This is a genomic window from Paraburkholderia mimosarum LMG 23256 = NBRC 106338, assembly GCF_000739815.1.
GTDB classification, from domain to species: domain Bacteria; phylum Pseudomonadota; class Gammaproteobacteria; order Burkholderiales; family Burkholderiaceae; genus Paraburkholderia; species Paraburkholderia mimosarum.
In genome coordinates, this window is record NZ_BBJJ01000009.1 from 136,904 (window position 1) to 155,214 (window position 18,311).

Consider the following 18,311-nt stretch of genomic DNA (forward strand, 5'->3'; position numbering starts at 1 on the left):
TGCGGCGGCGCTCGACGTCCGCAAGCGAGCGCATCATGCAGCTCATTGATGTTGCTCGCGAAACGGTGCGGTGCGCCGCCGCGGATTGTGCAAGCGGCCCGCCGCCCTCACATTCGGACATCGACATGATTGACCGGAGAATGCCATGCTGACCATCCGACGCGCCGGCGAACGCGGCCACGCCAACCACGGCTGGCTCGACACGTATCACAGCTTTTCGTTTGCCGACTACTTCGACGAGGCGCACGTGCACTACGGGGCGCTGCGCGTGCTCAACGACGACCGCATCGCGGGCGGCCGCGGCTTCGGCGCGCACGGCCACCGCGACATGGAGATCGTGACGTACGTGCTTTCCGGCGCGCTCGCGCACCGCGACAGCATGGGCAACGGCTCGACGATCCGCCCCGGCGACGTGCAGCGCATGAGCGCGGGCACGGGCGTGATGCACAGCGAGTTCAACGGCTCGCAGGACGAAGAGGCGCACCTGCTGCAGATCTGGCTGCTGCCGCGAGAGCGTGGCGGTGCGCCCGGTTACGAGGAGAAGCGCTTCGACGACGCGGACAAGCGCGGGCGGCTGCGGCTCGTGGCCTCGCCCGACGGGCGTGACGGCTCGGTGACGGTACGGTCGGATGCTTCGATCTACGCGGGGCTCGTGGATGGGCAAGAGCGAATCGAGTATGCCGTGCCCGCGGGGCGGCGCGTCTATCTGCATGTCGCGCGCGGCGCGCTGGAGGTGAACGGCCAGCGTCTCGAAACGGGCGATGCCGCGATGATCGACGCCGAGGCGAGCGTCGCGCTCGCGAACGGCACTGCCGCCGAAGTGCTGTTGTTCGATCTGGCCTGAGGGTTCGAGCGCCAGGCCACACGGCTGTCATCGGGCATGAGCCATGGAAGAAGCGCCGCGGGGGCGAATCCCGCGGCGCTTCGTCGCAGTGGCGTGCCGCACGCAGATGGCGCGTCTGCCTCGCGCTTACTGCTTTACCCCTGCCCGGCCGGGGCCGATGCGCCGTCCTTGTGGTGCTGCTCCCAGCGCTCGCGCATCTGCTCGTGGCGCTGCTCCATCTTCGCGAAGCGTTCCTTGATCGCCGAGCTCACCGTCGTCTTCTGCTGATCGTTCAGGCCGTTATAGAAGGCGAGCCACGCCTGCGCCGTCTGCTCGCGCAGTTGCTGGTTCCGCTGCTCGTTCTGCTCATGCGCGGTGTGCATCGCGTTCAGGTCGAGGATCGGCTGGTTCTTCATCGAGTCGAACTGCTGTTTCATCTGTTCATGATTCTTGCGCATCGCTTCGCCGTTCTGCTTCATCGTGTCGAGCGCCGCTTGCCACTGCTTTTCCTGGGCGGCGTTCAGATTCAGCTTGTCGTGCAGTTTCTTGAAGCCGAGCATGAAGTCGCCGTGCATGCCCGGGCCGCCGTGCATCATGCCCGGGCCGCCCGGGGCTGGCGGCGTGGTTTGGGCGTTGGCCGCGGTGGCGCCTACGGCGAGGGCGAGCGAGGCAGCGGCGATGGCGAGAAGGCGCGAAGTCGTCTTGTACATGGTGATGCTCCTGACAAATCCATGAGGGTTTTATCCGGTGTGGGGCGGCGCCGATAAGGGGCGGCGTTCGCAACCGGTGTCCCTAGCGTATCCAGCGGCTGGAGGGGGCGTGTTACGGCGCCGGGCACGGACATTACGCGACATTACGCGCGGCTTTCGCGGTAACACCTCGTAACCCGGCTGGAAGACCTGTAAGCAAACGGCCCCTGTGCGCGCGTTACACTTCGCTCCATGGCTACTCAAATCCTCGTCGTCGACGACGACCTCGAATTACGCGACCTCCTGCGCGACTATCTGGCGCGCCAGGGCATGGAAGTCTCGGTGCTGCACGACGCCAGTTCGCTCGAGCGGCGGCTGGAGCGCGAGCGCCCGGACCTGATCGTGCTGGACCTGATGATGCCGGGCGTGGACGGGCTCACCGCGCTGCGCAAGCTGCGCGCGGCCGGCGACGACATACCCGTCATCATGCTCACGGCGCGCGCGGACGACGTGGACCGCATCGTCGGCCTCGAACTGGGCGCGGACGACTATCTCGGCAAGCCGTTCAACCCGCGCGAGTTGCTCGCGCGCGTGCAGGCGGTGCTGCGCCGCCGCCGCACGCTGCCCTCGGCCGCCGCGCCCGAGCAGCGCGAGCCATACTCGTTCGGCCGCTTCACGCTCGACTTCCAGTCGCGCACGCTGCAGCAGGAGGGCAAGCCCATCCTGCTTTCCGGCAGTGAGTTCGCGCTCCTGAAGATTTTCGTGAACCACCCGATGCGCACGCTCACGCGCGAGCGGCTGCTGGAACTGCTGCACGGTCCCGAGTACGACGGCACCGACCGCGGCATCGACGTCCAGGTGTGGCGTCTGCGGCGCATTCTCGAAACCGACCCGTCCACGCCGCGCTTCATCCAGACGGTGCGCGGGCGCGGCTATGTGTTCGTGCCCGACGGAGAGCAGGGCAACCATGCGCCGGCCGGTTGATTCGCTGTTCGGACGCCTCGCGCTCATCTTCATCGGCGTCCTGCTGGTTTCGCATGTTGCCTGGTTCACGCTCATGCGCGTCGAGCACAACCAGATGCAAACCCGTTATGCCGTCGAGGAGGCCACCTTCCTCGTCGACGCGGTGCGCCAGCACATCCAGCGCGAGCCCGACCAGCCCCTGCCTTCGCGCGTGCAGCTCGTCGATCCGGCAAGCCCCGCCGTGCCGCCCGTCACCCAAAGCATGCCCGAGGCGCTGAGCCGTTTCATCGACGACGTGCGCGAGCGCATGCCGCCCGGCACCGACGTGCGCCTCGGGGCGCCCGGCGGGCCGCCCACGCTCTGGGTGCGAGGGCCGCAGGACCCGCGCTGGATCGTCTTGCCTGGCCAGCCCTTGCGCATCATGCGGCCGCTCGACAAGTTTCTGCCCTGGGTCATCACCATCTTCGCGACAGCGGTGACCGCGGCGCTCGTGGCCGCGTGGATGCTGCAGAAGCCCCTGCGCGCGCTCGCGCAAGCCGTGGGTCGCTTCGGCCGCGGGCAGCCGGTGCCGCCCGTGCCCGAGCGGGGGCCGCGCGAGCTGCGTCAGCTCACACGCGGTTTCAACCAGATGGTCAAGGAAGTCGAGCGCACCGAGAAAGACCGCGCAGTCATGTTGGCGGGCGTCGCGCACGATTTGAAGACGCCGCTCGCCCGCCTGCGCCTGCGCGCCGAGATGATGGACGAGCAGAAGGTGCGCGACGGTGTGGTGCGCGACGTGGAATCGATGGCGCACATCGTCGACCAGTTCCTCGTGTTCGCGCACGACGGCGCCGATCGCAGCGAGCCCGTCGAAGTCGACGATCAGTGCGAGCGCATCGCGCGCAACCATCGCACCGTGAGCGGCGAGGCGATCACGATCGAAACGCATCTGCACGCGGGCCCGGAGTTTCGTCTGCCGGCCGCGACACTCGAGCGCGTGGTCTCGAACCTGCTCGACAACGCTTACGCGTATGGTGCGCCGCCCGTGGTGATCGAGAGCGAGCGAGGTCCGGCTGGCTTCTCGCTCACCGTACGCGACCACGGCAAGGGCATTTCCGACCAGGATCTCACGCAGGCGAGCCGGCCGTTCGTGCGGCTCGACCCCGCGCGGGGCGGCAACGGCCACAGCGGCCTCGGACTCGCGATCGTCGAGCGGCTCGTGCGACGCGCGGGCGGCGAGCTCGCCATCAGCAATGGTGAAAGCGGCGGGCTAGCGGTGTGCATGACGTTTGCGTTCGACGTCGTGGCGCGCACCGTGGCCGAGGCGGCGCAGATCGGCTAAGCGGTCGGGCTTCGGTTCGGGCGGGGGCTCGCACTGATCGAGAGGCGTCTGGCCGCAAGGGCGTGAACCGGGCTGGCTGAATTCGGTGGATTTGCGGCAGAAGGCGCCGCTGCAGCGACGCCGGGCGAGGCATGGTAGAGACGGCTGGCCCTGGAATCAGACCGTGAAAAGCGTATCGAGCGCGGCGGCGGCCTCGTTGTCCACGGTGTTGTAGGTGACGCTGCCGGCCTCGAAGATGTAGTGCGTGGTGTACTTGCCGAGACGGGCAAGGATCTCTTCCTGAATCAACTCGGGCGTGGCGTCGAGTTTCAGGTACCACGCGGTCGATGACAGGCGCGTCTGGAACGCGCCGTACTCGACCATCAGCTGGTCGAACGCGATCGCATCCTGATCGCGGCAGACAATGACCAGATTTCCCTTCATGCATGCCTCCAGATTTGTGCGGAGCACCGGGTTGGCGCGGTTTGGATCATGCGCGCCGCATCGACCGGCGCGCCACATTCGGCCCATGATACCGCGCCGCTCCGAACGAGCCGGGCGAGTCACGCAGGCCAGCGAGGGCCTGTTGCGCACAGACCGGGTTCTTCCATCCGGGCTTTGCAGCGGCTTGTTCCATCGCTCACCAGGTCGGCGCCGCCGCCCGCGGCGGCACGACGCCGTCGGCCGTCATGGCCTCGCAGCGGTCGCGGCCGGCCGCCTTTGCCATGTAGAGCGCGAGATCGGCGCGGCTCATCAGGCGCTCGGGCTGATCCTGCGAAGCGGCGAGTTCGGTCACGCCGATGCTCACGCTCACCGCCGCTTCCTGAGGCAGATCAACGCAAACGCGCTTGCCGATCTGCTCGCGCAGCCGGTCGAGCACGGCCAGCCCGCTGGCGAGCGAGGTAGCGGGCAGCACGATGCCGAATTCCTCGCCGCCCAAGCGGCCGACGGCGTCGTCGGAGCGAAGTTCGGCGCGGCAGGTCTCCACGAAGTGCTGGAGCGCACGGTCGCCCGCCGCGTGGCCGAAGCGGTCGTTGATCTGCTTGAAGTAGTCCAGATCGGCGATCGCCATGCACAGCGGCTTGCCCGCCGCATAGGCCGCGTCGATCTCGCGGCGCAGCAGGTCGAGGAAATAGCGCCGCGAGAGCGCGCCGGTCAGTGCGTCGTGGCGCGCCTCCGCGGCGAGCAATGCGTTCGCGTCCTGCAACTGCCCGGCGAGGTCGCGGCTCGCCCGATGCAGACGCCGCTCGCGCACCCATGACACCGAAATCACCGCCGCCAGCGCCGCCGTGCCCGCGAGCGTGAGGAAGACGAGGAGCCGGTTGCGGCGGTGGTTCGCGATCAGATCGGGCCACGCGTTGACCGGATCGACGAGATGCGCGGAGAGCCCCGAGTTCAGGCCGCCGCGCTGCTCGTAGAGGGCAGGTGCGCGCCGGCCGGGCAGGTCGACCATTTGCGCGGCGTCGGCGGCCGCAATCCACGGCGCCTCGTTCTCCGCGGCTCGCGCGGCCGAGCGCAGCGCGAGCGGCGTAAAGCGCTCGCGCAGATACGTGTTCACGCGGTCCACGGCGTTCATTTCCGCGACGTGCGAGCCCGGCAAGGCGCGTCCTTCGAGCGCGCTGTCGTGGGCCATGATGATGACGCCGTTGCTGTCCGCGACGAAGGTGCCCGGATGGGTGACCCAGTGGCGCAGCCGCGCGATGCTGACCTTCGCGACCACGGCGCCGACCAGCAGGCCGTCGTCGTACACGGGCGCCGCGACGAAGATGCCGGGCTCCCCGCTCGCTGCGCCCACGCCATAGGCTTCGGAGAACGCGCCAAGCAGCGTGTCGTTCAGCCAGGCGCGCGGGCGCATGTCCGCGCCCAGGTAGGAGATTCTTTCGAGGGCGTTGCTGGACGCGATGCAGATGCCGTGGGCGTTGACGAGCCAGATTGCATCGAGCCCGGAGAAGCCCTGAGCGTCGTGGAGGAAGCGGTCCACGGAGGCGAGGCCCGGCACCGCTTGCAGTTCCTTGCGCCGTGCCAGTTCCGTCGAATCGCGCGAAGCGGCATAATTCGCGGCCTCGGTGAGCGCCTGCTGGACGACGCGGGTTTCGGCCATCGTCGCCGGAATGGCGCGCGACATGGCGAGATCGCTGGCGATCACTTCGGCCATGTTGTCCACGACCGAGCGCGTGATTTGCCGTTGGGCCGTGAGCGCCGCCACGAACTCCTGGCGCACGAGGCGGTCGGCGAGCCAGCCCGCCGCCGCCCAGCAGACGAGCGTGACCACCGCGACCCCGAGAGGTCCGGCTGCCTGGCGCAAGAGTCTCCTGTTCATTGGCTTCTGGTTCGTGAGTGGGCATTGAGGCGTAGGCGGCCGGCGGTCCGCGCATCGGGACGCCGCTTGCGGCGCGAGACGATTTTACCCCTCGAAACGGGCTGGCGACCTCGCGCTCCAAGCGGCCAGGCGGCGTGGCGAGGCGGCGCGCGAAGGCGCAAAGGCGCGCGCAGGCCGCCGTCATGCGCGCCGCATGCCGTGAACGCGGCCATACACGGGCATCTGCGCTGAGGAGCGGGCACGGGCGTGGTCAGGGCGAGCTTCGCGCCGATGCACGGCGTGTGGCGCGCAAGCGACGCCCTCTGGCGCCGGCGGCCTCGATGAGGCAGGAGCCACCTGTCATCAAGGCGTCATCGTTGCGTCATCACGATGTCGTGCAGCGGCCGCGCGAGCGGTTCCGCAAGGCGCAGGGAAGACCTGCGAAAGCGTTTCGAAAGTCCATGTCGCCAGGCTTTAGTGCGACGCGGGGCGCGGTTGTGAGTGTCATGAAGGTTGTAGTAGTGTCGTGCCGTTTCAATCGGGGCAAGCCCGGTCGCCGTGCGGCAGTCGGCGCGGGGCCCGCTTGCGCGGCGTCGTCGCCGTGTCATCAACGCCAACGAGATTCTGTGTTCATGCGTCTTGCCTTTTTCGATCCGCGATCCGCGCGGCGCGCGCAACGCCTGTCTGGATGCACCGGCGCCCTGGCGTCCGCTTTTCTGAATCCCGGCGCGGAGGGCGTCTAAATGGAGTTCGGCTTCAACCTGAACCGCACGGCCAACGCCTCGGCGTGGCGCGTGCTGCCCAACCGCTGGGACTTCGTGGCGTTCCCGCTCATCATCGGCCTGATCGCGATGGCGGCCGTGGGCTTTCACGAGACGCTGGCGCCCATTTCGACGCTCAAGACCGAGGCCATCTCGCTCGACCCGGCGAGGCTGCCCGAGTATGCGCTGCGGACCACGCTGCGCATGCTCGCGGCGATGGTCGCCTCGCTCGTGTTCACGCTCGCGTACGGCACGCTCGCCGCGAAGAGCCGCCGGGCGGGCATGGTGCTCGTGCCGATTCTCGACATCCTGCAGTCGGTGCCGGTGCTCGGCTACATCTCGTTCACGGTCACGTTTTTCCTCGCGCTCTTTCCCTCGCGCGTGCTCGGCGCCGAGCTTGCCGCGATCTTCGCAATCTGGACGAGCCAGGCCTGGAACATGACGTTTAGCTTCTACCAGTCGCTGCGCACGGTGCCGCGCGACCTCGATGAAGTTTCGCGCGGCTTCCACCTGACGGGCTGGCAGCGTTTCTGGAAGCTCGAAGTGCCGTTCTCGATGCCGGGCCTCATCTGGAACATGATGATGTCGATGTCGGGCGGCTGGTTCTTCGTGGTGGCCTCCGAAGCGATCACGGTGGGCAACAACACGATTACGCTGCCCGGTGTTGGCGCTTATCTGGCACAGGCGATTTCGGACAAGAACCTGCACGCCGTGGGCTGGGTGATTCTCGCGATGACCGTGGTGATCCTCGCCTACGATCAATTGCTGTTCCGTCCGCTCGTGGCCTGGGCCGACAAGTTCCGCATGGAGACCACGAGCTCCGGCAACGCGCCGGAATCGTGGCTGCTCGACCTGGTGCGCCGCACCCATTTGATCAACCAGTTCCTGGTGCCGGTGGGCTGGCTGTTCGCCAAGGCCGCGCGCATTCCGCTGAAGCTGCCGGCGTTTCCGAACGTCTCGCGCATGGCGCCGCTTGCCGGCGGCCGCAGCGGTTTGCGCGCGCGCATCGGTGACGCCGTGTGGGCCGTGCTCGTGATCGCGCTGACCGTGTTCGTGGTGTGGCGAGTGGTGGCCTACGTGCGCACCGGCGTCACGCTCGACGAAGTCTGGCACGTGCTCGCGCTCGGCCTCATCACCCTGTTGCGCGTGGCGCTGTTGATCGCGGTCGCCTCGGTGATCTGGGTGCCGCTCGGCGTGCTGATCGGCCTGCGCCCGGCGCTGGCCGAGAAGATCCAGCCGCTCGCGCAATTTCTGGCCGCGTTTCCCGCCAACCTGCTGTTTCCGGTGTTCGTGATCGTGATCGTGCGCTTTCATCTGAACCCGGACATCTGGCTCTCGCCGCTGATCGTGCTCGGCACGCAGTGGTATATCCTGTTCAACGTGATCGCAGGGGCCACCGCCTATCCGAACGACTACAAGGAAGCGGCGAAGAATTTCCGCATCCGCGGATGGCAATGGTGGAAGCAGGCGATGCTGCCGGGCATTTTCCCGTACTACATCACGGGCGCCATCACGGCCTCGGGCGGCGCGTGGAATGCGAGCATCGTCTCCGAGTTCGTGCAGTGGGGTGACACCAGGGTCGTCGCGCATGGCCTCGGCGCGTACATCGCACAGACGACCGCAGCCGGCGACTATCCGAAGATCATTCTCGGCATTGCCGTGATGTCGCTGTTCGTCACACTGTTCAATCGCCTGATCTGGCGCCCGATGTACACGTACGCCGAGTCCCGTTTGCGGCTCGACTGACCGAACAACGAAAGATCGAAGGTAACGCGATGCAAAACCCAAAGACGCTGAGCGCCGCCCACGGCGATGTGCTGACGGCTCCAAACCCGCCGCGCCTCGGCGAGGAAATCCTCAACGTGAAGGACGTGTGCCGGGGCTTCAACAAGACCCAGGGCGAACTGCTCGTGCTCGACGACGCCAACCTCTCGCTGCGCGAGGGCGAAATCGTCGGGCTGCTGGGCCGTTCCGGCTCGGGTAAGTCCACGCTGCTGCGCATCATCGCAGGCCTGATCTCGCCGACCTCCGGCGACGTCACCTGGCGCGGCAAGCCGCTCGAAGGACCGGCCGAGGGCGTGGCGATGGTGTTCCAGACGTTCGCGCTGTTCCCGTGGCTCACCGTGCTGCAGAACGTGGAAGCGGGTCTCGAAGCGCAGGGCGTGGGCGCGCGCGAGCGGCGCGAACGCGCGCTGGCGGCCATCGACCTGATCGGTCTGGACGGCTTCGAAAACGCCTACCCGCGCGAGCTTTCGGGCGGCATGCGTCAGCGCGTGGGCTTTGCGCGCGCGCTCGTGGTCGACCCGATGCTGATGCTCATGGACGAGCCGTTCTCGGCGCTGGACGTGCTGACCGCCGAAACGCTGCGTACCGATTTGCTGGACCTCTGGACGCAAGGCCGTCTGCCGATCAAGTCGGTGCTGATCGTCACGCACAACATCGAGGAAGCGGTGTTCATGTGCGACCGCATTCTCGTCTTGTCGTCGAATCCGGGGCGCGTGGTCGCCGAGATCAAGGTGCCGTTCAAGCATCCGCGCAACCGTCTCGACCCGGTGTTCCGCAAGCTCGTGGACGACATCTACGCGAAGATGACCGCGCGCCAGACCGGTGAGACCCAGAAGAAGGGGCTCGAGCTCGGCAGCTGGCTGCCGCGCGTGTCGACCAACCTGATGGCCGGTCTGATCGAGACGCTGGCGGCCGCGCCGTATCACGGCCGCGCCGACATGCCGGAAATCGCGCGCTCGCTGCATCTGGAGGTGGACGACCTGTTCCCGATCGCCGAAGTGCTGCAGAACCTCGGTTTTGCCGACGTGCGCGAAGGCGACGTGCTGCTCACGCCGCCCGCTCGCGTGTTCGCGGAATTCGGCACGCAGGAGCGCAAGATGATGTTCGCCGAGCATCTGCTGCGCCACGTGCCGCTTGCGGCGCGGATCAAGAAGGTGCTCAACGAGCGTCCGGGCCACCGCGCGCCGCGCGTGCGCTTCGAGCAGGAGCTGGAGGACTTTCTCTCCGACGGCGCCGCCGAAGAAACGCTCGACACCGTGATCGACTGGGGCCGTTATGGCGAGATCTTCTCCTACAACGACCAGTCTGAAATCTTCAGTCTCGAAGACGTGGAGTCCTGAACATTGCGCATCTTGCCGCGCGAGCAACATTGAAAAACGGTCGCCGAGGCGACCGTTTTTCGTTTGCTTGTCTGCGCTACTGCAGCGTGCCCCAGCGCTCCACCGCGGGCTCGGCCGTGGCCCATTTCCAGCCCGACTGGTCCTGGCACGCCGTGGCGGTGTACCACTGCTCGGGCGCGTTGCCCGAATCGCCGTCCTGCACCGAGAACGCGAACTCCTTGCAGAGCGTGAGCGCGTTCGCGAACGCGCGCGTCACGCGCACCTGACCGTGACCGTTCTCCACGGGCAACTGATGTTTGACGCGCCAGATATCCATGCCTCCCACAGGCAGGCGGCCGACCGTCTCGGCGATCCGTTCCTGCTGATCTGCGTGCATTCCCTTCATGTAGCGGCCGACGGCTGCGTCGGTGGCGGCCTGCACCGCAATGCCCACGCCGATGCCCACGGCGGGATTCGCCGTGACGATGCCGGTGGCCGCCGCTGCCGCTGCGCCGCTCGCGGCGCCGATCGACGAACAGCCGCTCGCGCCGAGCGCGACACCCGCGCAAAGCGCGGCGAGGACGATGAGCTTGGCAGGGCGCGGCGGCGACGGATTCCTCGCTGCGCGCCGTGCACGCTTCGCGCACGCGTCGATGCGGGTCATTGCAGCGCGCCCCAGCGGTCGGTGGCGGGTTCGGCGGACGCCCATTTCCACTTGTCGCCATCGCGGCACACGGAGGCGACGAAGAAGGCGCTCGAAGCGGGCCTGTCTTTCGTGGCCTCGTGATCGACGGAGAACACGATCTCCTTGCAGTCGAGCGCGCCGCTGCTGATCGTGCGGCTCACCGTGACGCGGCCGTGCTCGTCGTCCTCGATCGGGAACGAGTGCGTAATCGACCATGGCGCGACCGCGCCGACTTCGAGCGGGCCTGCCGCCCTCGCAATGCTGTTCTGGGTGTTGCGATGGACGACGCGCTCGGAGTACTGGACGCCGGCCCGCGCGGCGGCGACGGCGCCAAGGCCGATGCCGGTCGCCACGGCGGCGTTGTTCGTCACCTTCGATGCAACCGCCGCGCCGGCGATGCCGGCACCCGTTTGCGCGGTTTCGGAGTAGAGAGACGTGCATGCCGAGCACGCGAGACTCGCCGCGGCGGCAAGCAGCGTGAGCGACAGGGTCCGTCGCCGGCGCGGGGGAGCCGCGGAGCTTTGCTGCGGCCGCGCACCGGCAACCACTTCGTCGACCGCTCCCATCACCGATGGCGCGATCCGCGCCCGAGCACTCCGTTCTTGCATGATGATTCCCTGCCGCTCGCCGGTCGACACCGTTCGAGCGGACGTCCAGCACCTTTTATGCCTGTTTGAGTGCTGCGGATTGTGCAGCATAGGATTGCTAACGGGGATAGGGGAAGTGCAAGGAATTGCAAAAGTGCGTGCGCGGTAGCCCAATCTTTGATTGGCGCCACCGCGTAGTGCTTTTGTTGCCGACGAACGCCGACGAACCGATCGCGCCGCGCAAGCCGCCGGCGCACAGGCATGGGAGGGGTCAGGCTTCGTTCGCGTCCGGCTCGCCCGGCGCTTCGGTGTCGCCTTCGCCGGCGCCGTAACTGCCCAGCCGGTTATAGAGCGTCTTGAGGCTCACGCCCAGTGTGCGCGCCGCGAGCCGCTTGTCGCCGCCGCAATACTTGAGCGTGCCGAGGATGATCTGCTTTTGCGCATCGGCGAGCGGCGTGCCGATCCAGACGCTCATCGCGTCGCCCTGGGTCACGGGCTTCTTCACGCGCGGCACGAGTTGCGGATGCGCGATCTCCACGACCTTTTCCGCGAGGATGAAGGCGCGGTACACGGCGTTCTTCAATTCGCGCACGTTGCCGGGCCACGACCAGTTGCGCACGGTTTCGAGCGCACGCTTGCTGAAGGCTTTTTGCGTGCCTTCCTGCTCGTTGAGTTCGGTGAGAAAGTGCTGGGCGAGCAGCTCGCGGTCGCGCTCGCGCTCGCGCAGCGGCGGCGCGCGCAGCGGAAACACGGCGAGCCGGTACATCAAGTCTTCGCGCAGGCAGTTTTCCTTCACGGCCATGACGGGATCGCGGTTGGTCGCGGCGATGATGCGCACGTCGCCGAGAATCGCCTCGTTGCCGCCCACCGGAAAGTACTCGCCGGTTTCGAGCGCGCGCAGCAGCTTCACCTGATGCAGCAGCGACATCTCGGTGATCTCGTCGAGGAACAGCGTGCCGCCGCGCGCATGTTCGAAGTGTCCTTCGCGCGCCTGGATGGCGCCCGTGAAACTGCCTTTCTCGTGGCCGAAGAGCTCGGCTTCGATCAGCTCGTCGGGAATCGCGCCGCAGTTCACCGCGATGAACGGCCCGTCGCGGCGCTCGCTCTGTGCGTGGATCGTGCGGGCGATGAGTTCCTTGCCCGTGCCCGATTCGCCGACGATGAGCGCCGTGGCCTCCGTCACGGCCACGCGTTCGATCTGCGCATAGAGTTCCAGCATGACGGCGGACGAGCCGTACAGCAGACCGTACGACTGCAATCCTGCGACGCGCTCTTCGGCGTCCCGCACGCTATGACCACTGGTCCCGCTGATTCCGCTGTTTCTCTTGGCGGCGGGCGAGCCCGGCTCGATTGACGCCATAGGGGTTGTCGTCCTGCAAAGGTAGTGCGGGCGTTCGCCTGCGCGCGCTGACGCGGCCGCGCATCGCTGCGCGAATTGGCGAACGACCCTGGGATCCGGGGCTGGCCGTCCAGGACAGATGCGAAGCTTGCCGATCCGACGGCCTCGGGATGGCATCTCGTAAGCATTTAACCACTGCCGTGCAGGACTGGGCAATGGACATGCACACGGCGCGCCGGCCGAAGGCGCGCCGTGCAGTGGCTTTCCCAGCGGCTCAACGTCGTTTTCAACGGGTCCTGGCGCCGATTTATCCGCTGTTTTGTCCGAGCCGGCAGAGGGGGTGGCACGAGCGCGAGCGTGCGTGGCACGCATCCTGCTGCGGAACTCGCAGAGGTTCGCGCCGTCTTCGTTGACAGGGCGGCGCATCGGCTACGCTTCGGGCGATGGGATTCTGTTCAATACGCGTCTTCCGTCTTTGACGAGGCGTACCTGGGGAGAGAGCGAAATGTCGAAGAACCGCAGCGGGTTCGTAGGAACCTTGATGACCGTGGGCGCGCTGGGTGCCATGGCGGGCATGCTGGCCTGGCGCTTCTCGCAACGCCACCGCACGCAACGGCAATCGTTTTATCGCGACTTGAGCCGCTGGGAAGGCGAGGGGGGCTCGCTCGCCGATACGACGGATAGCGACCTGGATCCCGAAACGACCATGGCCACCGGCGCGGCAGGCGCGCAGAAAAGCGGCATGAAGGGAGGGCTGGCAGGCGGCGCAAGCAGCGATGCGAGCAGCAGTGGCAACGGTGCGGCCGGTTTGCCGTGGCCGTTTCCGCATAGTTAGGGGGCCAGGACCGCGGCGCGAGAGCGGTGTCCGCGCCCCTTTCGAATATGTCTATAATGGTCAGGTCAACAACAATCGAGGTTCGGGCTGCCAGCGGCTAGCGGTATTGTTGCTCCCATGTAGCAAAACCGCGCGTACTTACGTTCTTGCCGGCTTGGGCGTGCGTCCGACCGTTTCGTATTCCATTGCAGCGCACTTTTCTGCGCCGCGACTTCCGCGGCGCCGGGCAGCCCTGTCCGGCGCGCTTGCGAAGGGCGCGGCGCTCGCGCTCTGGAACCATTCACCTATCAAGGCTGACGAGACGCGATGCCACATGTATTGATTGTCGATGACGATGCACAAACCCGCGAGGCGCTGGCGGCCGTGGTGAGCGAAGATGGGCTCACCACCGCGCAGGCAGGCGACCTGCGCGAGGCGCGCATCCAGCTCGTGCGGCAGATGCCGGACGTGGTTTTCACCGACCTGAAGCTGCCCGACGGCAGCGGTACCGACCTCTTCGAGGATCTCGATCCGCGTTCGGGCGTGGAGCTCGTTGTCATCACCGGTCACGCGAGCGTCGAGACCGCGGTCGATGCGCTCAAGTCCGGCGCCATCGATTACCTCGTCAAACCGATCAACCTCCAGCGCGTGAAGGCGATTCTGAACCGCCTGCCGCGCGCGGGCGATCTCAAGGCGGAAATCGGCACCCTGCGCGGCGAGTTGCGCCGCATGGGGCGCTTCGGTCTGATGCTCGGCAATTCGTCGACCATGCAGGAGGTGTACGACCAGATCAGCCGTGTCGCGCCCACGCCAGCCTCGGTCATGCTGGTGGGCGAGTCGGGCACCGGCAAGGAAGTGGCCGCGCAGACCATCCATCAGTTGAGCCTGCGCCGCAAGCACGAATTCCTCGCGGTGAACTGCGGGGCGATTTCGCCGAACCTGATCGAGTCCGAGATGTTCGGCCACGAGCGTGGGTCGTTCACGGGCGCCGAGCGCCAGCACAAAGGCTATTTCGAGCGCGCGAACGGCGGCACGCTATTCCTCGACGAAATCACCGAAATGCCGATCGAACTGCAGGTGAAGCTGCTGCGTGTGCTCGAAACCGGCATGTTCATGCGCGTGGGGACGACGAAGGAAATCGAGACCGACGTGCGCCTCATCGCGGCGACCAATCGCGACCCCGAGGAGGCCGTGGCGGAAGGCAAGCTGCGTCTCGATCTCTATCACCGTCTGAACGTGTTTCCGATCAGCCTGCCGCCGCTGCGAGAACGCGGCAAGGACGTGGAACTGCTCGCCCAGGCGTTCCTCGACGAACTGAACGAACGCCACGGCACGAAGAAGCAGTTTCCCGCGGCCGTGCGCGAGATGCTGGCGACCTATCCCTGGCCCGGCAACGTGCGCGAACTGAAGAACTACGTGCAGCGCGCGCACATCATGTCGGGCAACGATGGCGACTACACGGCCACGGTGCCGCTGCAGATCTCGCTCTCGAAGCCGATTGCGGGCACCGCGGTCACGATTCCGTTCGGAACCTCGCTCGCCGACGCCGATCGCCAACTCATTCTCGCGACGCTCGAACAGTGCGGCGGCGTGAAGACGCGCGCGGCAGAAATTCTCGGCATCAGTCTGAAAACGCTCTATAACCGGCTTGTGGAATATGGCAACGAGAGCGCCGGCAAGGGCGATACGCCCGCGCGCGTAGCCGGCGCCTGAGCGGCAAACGCGGGTGCGCCGGCGCGGCACATCGGCGCTGGCGGTACGACGCTTGCAGTGTGAGTTTCGCGTCCATCGACGAGGAGCGAAAGATGCCGAGCTGCCTATCTTGTGATGCCGTCCGTGTGACGCCGTGGCTCGCGCATACGCCGCAGCCGGACGAGCCTCCGGATGAGCCCGGCGAGCCCGATGTGCCGCCCATCGGCGATCCCCCGGCGCAGCCCGGTGAAGCGCCGCATACGGCGGCCCGATTCCACCGTTCGATCTCCTCTCGATTTCGGTGCTTGCGATCAGCCGAGTCCGTTCGGGATGTCCGATGAACTCGGCCGGCGATGTCGCCTCGACCGTCGTCGCGCTTGCAATGACCGTGTTCACCAGGCATTTGGGGACAAGGCAGTAGAGCGAATGGCTTTTATGTACTAGTTACAAATGCTTCGCCATTTTTACCGGCGAATCCATGCGGCGGACCCTGGACTCCAGAAAAACGCCTGGCCGCGTGGCCGCCTTCCGCTGGAGGCATCGACATGAGACATCCCGCTTTGCGCCGCTCCGCCCGACACACGGGCAAGCGCAGCCCGCGCGAATCGCAAGAGACGAACAGCCCCCCGCCGTCGGTCGCGCCGGACCCAGCGGGCCAGAATCGCGCCGCGCCCGGCGTGCAGCCCGACGGCGAGCACAATCAGGGCGGTGCGCGGGCCGAGGGGATCGAATACCAGCGCGATCTTGGTTCGGAACAGGACGCCTGATCGCCTGCGAACCGTCGCTCGCGGCGCGCGGTAACCGGCCCGGTTTCCCGGTTGACAGATCATCGGGGTTTTACGCCAACGCGCAGCCGGCGCGCGGAATTCGCTCGCGCTGTCGCTTGGGAGAAAGAATTTTGCTCCAGACCCTGCCACTTCGGCACGCGTCTTGCGTACCTGTTTGAGACATTGTCTTCGGACCCAATGAAACAGGAGGTAGAGCCGCAATGGGCAGACTGATCGTGGTATCGAATCGCGTTGCGCCGACCCAGGAGGGGCGCCCGGCAGCGGGCGGTCTCGCAGTCGGCGTGCTGGACGCGCTCAAGGAAACCGGGGGGGTATGGTTCGGCTGGAGCGGCGAAACCGTCGCGGAACCTTCCGCGCCCGTCATCGAGCAGCAGGGCAGCGTCACCTACGCGACCGTGAGTCTTACCCGGCGTGACTATGACCAGTATTACAAGGGCTTCTCGAATACGACGCTGTGGCCGACGTTCCACTACCGCAACGACCTCGCGCGCTACGAGCGCCAGGAGTACGGCGGCTACCTGCGCGTGAACGTTTTGCTCGCGCGCCAGCTGCAGCCGCTCATCGAGCCGGATGACATCATCTGGGTGCACGACTATCACCTGATTCCGTTCGCCCGCTGCCTGCGCGACCTCGGCGTGAAGAACCCGATCGGCTTCTTCCTCCACATTCCGCTGCCGGTGCCCGAGGTCTTGCGCTCGGTGCCGCCGCATGAGGAACTCATCAAGTTCATGTGCCACTACGACGTGGTCGGTTTCCAGACCGGCGCCGATCGCCAGGCCTTCCTCGACTATATCGAGCGCGGCGGCCATGGCACCGCGAGCGACGACGGCATGGTCCACGCGTGGGACCGCTTCCTGAAGGTGGGCGCCTACCCGATCGGCATCTATCCGGACGCTATTGCCCGCGCATCGGCGCAGTTCTCCGACCGCAAGGCCGTGCGCAGCCTGCGCGAGGCCATGCGCGGGCGCAAGCTGATCATGAGCGTCGACCGGCTCGATTACTCGAAGGGCCTGGCCGAGCGGTTCCAGGCGTTCGAGCGCATGCTGCAGAACGGGCCCGGCTGGCACGGCCGCGTCTCGCTGCTGCAGATCGCGCCGCCGACGCGCTCCGACGTGCAGACCTACCAGACGATCCGCCGCAATCTCGAAGGCGAGGCCGGCCGCATCAACGGCCGGTTCGCGCAGCTCGACTGGACGCCGATCCAGTACCTGAACCGCAAGTACGAGCGCAATCTGCTAATGGCGCTGTTTCGCGAGGCCCAGGTGGGCTATGTGGCGCCACTGCGCGACGGCATGAATCTCGTCGCGAAGGAGTACGTGGCTTCGCAGAACCCCGAGGACCCCGGCGTGCTGGTGCTCTCGCAGTTCGCGGGCGCAGCCGAGCAGTTGCCAGGTGCGCTGGTCGTGAACCCCTACGACCTGAACCAGACGGCCGAGGCGCTGGAGCGCGCGCTTTCCATGCCGCACGCGGAGCGCGTCTCGCGATACAACGACATGATGGCGTCGCTGCGCGAGAACAACCTTTCGGTGTGGCGCGATACGTTCCTCGCCGACCTGCGCAGCGTCGCAACGGCGGCGTCGGTCACGGCGAAGGCGCGCACCGCTGCGCCGGCGGGCGCCGCGTCCGCGCCATCGCCCGCGACGTCCGCGTCCGCACCGGAACCGGCCCCGCGCGCCGCGCGCGCGCAGTGAGGCCCGCAGTGAGGCCAATGGCGCGGCGCGAGGCGCCATCGACCGCATAGCGTTGCCTCGACGCAAATGTTTCCACGCGGCGGCCTTCAGGCCGCCGTTTTTTTGCGCCCGCTTCGGGCGCGGCGCGCGTTCAGGCCCGCTGGCTGAGTGGGTCGGCAAACGGCATCGGCGGGCGGGTCGGGTCGAAGTCGGCCCAGTGGCCGTCATGCCATTGGCCCGAGGCACGCTCGATGTCGGCGGCGCCCGCGTCGCGCAGCAATTGCGCGGCGAGATCCTGGTTCTCGTAGCAGACGTGAACCGTGAGCAGCACGCCGTCATTGCGCATCTCGCGATGCACCCGCTCGTGGTGTGCCGCAGCTTGTTGCGCCGCGGCTTTCGCTCCCACGCTCGCGCCGATGCGTGCGCCGATCCAGGCCCCCACGCCGGCCGCGATCACGACCGAGGGGAGCGCCGCCGAAAATGCGCTGAACAGCACCACGCCAACCACGGCGCCCGCCACTGCGCCCGCGGTGATATTGCGCGCGTGATGCGAGCGCGCGGCGGCGGCCGTTGGCGGCGGCGCGGCCGCCATCGCGCTGTGGCGCGCGTGCTGGCCGCGCGGATTGACGAAGAACAGGTTGACGTCCTCTTCGAGGAAGCCGCCGGCGTACAGCTTTTCCGCGGCGGCTTCGGCGGCGGGGAAGGTCGTGAACCGACCAGCGACGATCAGTGACATGGGAATCCTCCTTTGCCGGTTCGGCATTTCGACTCGCCGGAAACGGAAGGAACGGGTACGC

General features: G+C 67.0%; 16 protein-coding genes. 9 read left to right on the top strand and 7 right to left on the bottom strand.

Annotated features, from left to right (window positions below):
• The first annotated feature begins 145 nt into the window (after positions 1 to 145).
• Complete coding sequence (locus tag BMI01S_RS10245) at positions 146 to 844, top strand: pirin family protein (RefSeq protein ID WP_028210517.1); 699 nt, start codon at positions 146 to 148, stop codon at positions 842 to 844.
• Positions 845 to 978: 134 nt separating this feature from the next.
• On the opposite strand, the gene BMI01S_RS10250 is transcribed toward BMI01S_RS10245, so the two are convergent.
• Positions 979 to 1,533 (bottom strand): periplasmic heavy metal sensor, encoded by a 555-nt coding sequence (locus BMI01S_RS10250; RefSeq protein ID WP_028230591.1) that lies wholly within the window; start codon positions 1,531 to 1,533, stop codon positions 979 to 981.
• Positions 1,534 to 1,764: 231 nt separating this feature from the next.
• On the opposite strand from BMI01S_RS10250, the gene BMI01S_RS10255 reads away from it, so the two are divergent.
• Together BMI01S_RS10255 and BMI01S_RS10260 are read left to right on the top strand one after the other, a co-directional pair.
• Positions 1,765 to 2,496 (top strand): response regulator, encoded by a 732-nt coding sequence (locus tag BMI01S_RS10255; RefSeq protein WP_028210515.1) that lies wholly within the window; start codon positions 1,765 to 1,767, stop codon positions 2,494 to 2,496.
• The gene (locus tag BMI01S_RS10260; RefSeq protein WP_028230592.1) at positions 2,480 to 3,796 is read left to right on the top strand and encodes an ATP-binding protein; all 1,317 of its coding nucleotides are present in this window, start codon (positions 2,480 to 2,482) and stop codon (positions 3,794 to 3,796) included. The genes BMI01S_RS10255 and BMI01S_RS10260 overlap by 17 nt, the downstream gene beginning before the upstream one ends.
• A gap of 156 nt (positions 3,797 to 3,952) precedes the next feature.
• Here the strand turns inward: BMI01S_RS10260 and BMI01S_RS10265 are convergent, their stop codons facing one another.
• Both BMI01S_RS10265 and BMI01S_RS10270 read right to left on the bottom strand, forming a co-directional pair.
• The gene (locus tag BMI01S_RS10265) at positions 3,953 to 4,219 is read right to left on the bottom strand and encodes a double-stranded DNA-specific endonuclease (RefSeq protein WP_028210513.1); all 267 of its coding nucleotides are present in this window, start codon (positions 4,217 to 4,219) and stop codon (positions 3,953 to 3,955) included.
• 196 nt (positions 4,220 to 4,415) lie between these two features.
• The gene (locus BMI01S_RS10270; RefSeq protein WP_028230593.1) at positions 4,416 to 6,095 is read right to left on the bottom strand and encodes a sensor domain-containing diguanylate cyclase; all 1,680 of its coding nucleotides are present in this window, start codon (positions 6,093 to 6,095) and stop codon (positions 4,416 to 4,418) included.
• 722 nt (positions 6,096 to 6,817) lie between these two features.
• Between BMI01S_RS10270 and BMI01S_RS10275 the strand changes: the two genes are divergently transcribed.
• Together BMI01S_RS10275 and BMI01S_RS10280 are read left to right on the top strand one after the other, a co-directional pair.
• Entirely contained in the window at positions 6,818 to 8,581 is a 1,764-nt protein-coding gene (locus BMI01S_RS10275) for an ABC transporter permease (protein WP_028230594.1), read from the top strand.
• Positions 8,582 to 8,610: 29 nt separating this feature from the next.
• Positions 8,611 to 9,960: an ABC transporter ATP-binding protein gene (locus BMI01S_RS10280; RefSeq protein WP_028230595.1), complete on the top strand. Its 1,350-nt coding sequence runs from the start codon at positions 8,611 to 8,613 to the stop codon at positions 9,958 to 9,960.
• A gap of 76 nt (positions 9,961 to 10,036) precedes the next feature.
• Here the strand turns inward: BMI01S_RS10280 and BMI01S_RS10285 are convergent, their stop codons facing one another.
• From BMI01S_RS10285 to BMI01S_RS10295, 3 genes are all read right to left on the bottom strand, one after another.
• Positions 10,037 to 10,603: a hypothetical protein gene (locus BMI01S_RS10285; protein ID WP_028210509.1), complete on the bottom strand. Its 567-nt coding sequence runs from the start codon at positions 10,601 to 10,603 to the stop codon at positions 10,037 to 10,039.
• Entirely contained in the window at positions 10,600 to 11,232 is a 633-nt protein-coding gene (locus tag BMI01S_RS10290; protein WP_238327654.1) for a hypothetical protein, read from the bottom strand. The genes BMI01S_RS10285 and BMI01S_RS10290 overlap by 4 nt, the downstream gene beginning before the upstream one ends.
• Positions 11,233 to 11,482: 250 nt before the next feature.
• Positions 11,483 to 12,571 (bottom strand): sigma-54 interaction domain-containing protein, encoded by a 1,089-nt coding sequence (locus BMI01S_RS10295; RefSeq protein ID WP_028230596.1) that lies wholly within the window; start codon positions 12,569 to 12,571, stop codon positions 11,483 to 11,485.
• A gap of 484 nt (positions 12,572 to 13,055) precedes the next feature.
• Between BMI01S_RS10295 and BMI01S_RS38065 the strand changes: the two genes are divergently transcribed.
• From BMI01S_RS38065 to otsA, 4 genes are all read left to right on the top strand, one after another.
• The gene (locus BMI01S_RS38065) at positions 13,056 to 13,385 is read left to right on the top strand and encodes a hypothetical protein (protein WP_154671201.1); all 330 of its coding nucleotides are present in this window, start codon (positions 13,056 to 13,058) and stop codon (positions 13,383 to 13,385) included.
• A gap of 306 nt (positions 13,386 to 13,691) precedes the next feature.
• The gene (locus tag BMI01S_RS10305; protein WP_028210506.1) at positions 13,692 to 15,077 is read left to right on the top strand and encodes a sigma-54-dependent transcriptional regulator; all 1,386 of its coding nucleotides are present in this window, start codon (positions 13,692 to 13,694) and stop codon (positions 15,075 to 15,077) included.
• A gap of 524 nt (positions 15,078 to 15,601) precedes the next feature.
• Positions 15,602 to 15,823, top strand: coding sequence for a hypothetical protein (locus BMI01S_RS10310; protein ID WP_028210505.1), 222 nt, complete (start codon positions 15,602 to 15,604; stop codon positions 15,821 to 15,823).
• Positions 15,824 to 16,044: 221 nt separating this feature from the next.
• Positions 16,045 to 17,535, top strand: a complete 1,491-nt coding sequence (otsA, locus tag BMI01S_RS10315; RefSeq protein WP_081723375.1) for an alpha,alpha-trehalose-phosphate synthase (UDP-forming) — start codon at positions 16,045 to 16,047, stop codon at positions 17,533 to 17,535.
• Between the two features lie 130 nt (positions 17,536 to 17,665).
• On the opposite strand, the gene BMI01S_RS10320 is transcribed toward otsA, so the two are convergent.
• Positions 17,666 to 18,250, bottom strand: coding sequence for a hypothetical protein (locus BMI01S_RS10320; protein ID WP_028230597.1), 585 nt, complete (start codon positions 18,248 to 18,250; stop codon positions 17,666 to 17,668).
• Positions 18,251 to 18,311 lie beyond the last annotated feature (61 nt).

What these genes read in the sequence shown, in the direction of transcription:
- BMI01S_RS10310 (WP_028210505.1), top strand. Translation starts at nt 15,602, where the DNA reads ATGAGACATCCCGCTTTGCGCCGCTCCGCCCGACACACGGGCAAGCGC.
- BMI01S_RS38065 (WP_154671201.1), top strand. Translation starts at nt 13,056, where the DNA reads ATGTCGAAGAACCGCAGCGGGTTCGTAGGAACCTTGATGACCGTGGGC.
- BMI01S_RS10260 (WP_028230592.1), top strand. Translation starts at nt 2,480, where the DNA reads ATGCGCCGGCCGGTTGATTCGCTGTTCGGACGCCTCGCGCTCATCTTC.
- BMI01S_RS10270 (WP_028230593.1), bottom strand. Translation starts at nt 6,095, where the DNA reads ATGAACAGGAGACTCTTGCGCCAGGCAGCCGGACCTCTCGGGGTCGCG.
- BMI01S_RS10280 (WP_028230595.1), top strand. Translation starts at nt 8,611, where the DNA reads ATGCAAAACCCAAAGACGCTGAGCGCCGCCCACGGCGATGTGCTGACG.
- BMI01S_RS10285 (WP_028210509.1), bottom strand. Translation starts at nt 10,603, where the DNA reads ATGACCCGCATCGACGCGTGCGCGAAGCGTGCACGGCGCGCAGCGAGG.
- BMI01S_RS10245 (WP_028210517.1), top strand. Translation starts at nt 146, where the DNA reads ATGCTGACCATCCGACGCGCCGGCGAACGCGGCCACGCCAACCACGGC.
- BMI01S_RS10265 (WP_028210513.1), bottom strand. Translation starts at nt 4,219, where the DNA reads ATGAAGGGAAATCTGGTCATTGTCTGCCGCGATCAGGATGCGATCGCG.
- BMI01S_RS10275 (WP_028230594.1), top strand. Translation starts at nt 6,818, where the DNA reads ATGGAGTTCGGCTTCAACCTGAACCGCACGGCCAACGCCTCGGCGTGG.
- BMI01S_RS10250 (WP_028230591.1), bottom strand. Translation starts at nt 1,533, where the DNA reads ATGTACAAGACGACTTCGCGCCTTCTCGCCATCGCCGCTGCCTCGCTC.
- BMI01S_RS10290 (WP_238327654.1), bottom strand. Translation starts at nt 11,232, where the DNA reads ATGCAAGAACGGAGTGCTCGGGCGCGGATCGCGCCATCGGTGATGGGA.
- BMI01S_RS10255 (WP_028210515.1), top strand. Translation starts at nt 1,765, where the DNA reads ATGGCTACTCAAATCCTCGTCGTCGACGACGACCTCGAATTACGCGAC.
- otsA (WP_081723375.1), top strand. Translation starts at nt 16,045, where the DNA reads ATGGGCAGACTGATCGTGGTATCGAATCGCGTTGCGCCGACCCAGGAG.
- BMI01S_RS10295 (WP_028230596.1), bottom strand. Translation starts at nt 12,571, where the DNA reads ATGGCGTCAATCGAGCCGGGCTCGCCCGCCGCCAAGAGAAACAGCGGA.
- BMI01S_RS10320 (WP_028230597.1), bottom strand. Translation starts at nt 18,250, where the DNA reads ATGTCACTGATCGTCGCTGGTCGGTTCACGACCTTCCCCGCCGCCGAA.
- BMI01S_RS10305 (WP_028210506.1), top strand. Translation starts at nt 13,692, where the DNA reads ATGCCACATGTATTGATTGTCGATGACGATGCACAAACCCGCGAGGCG.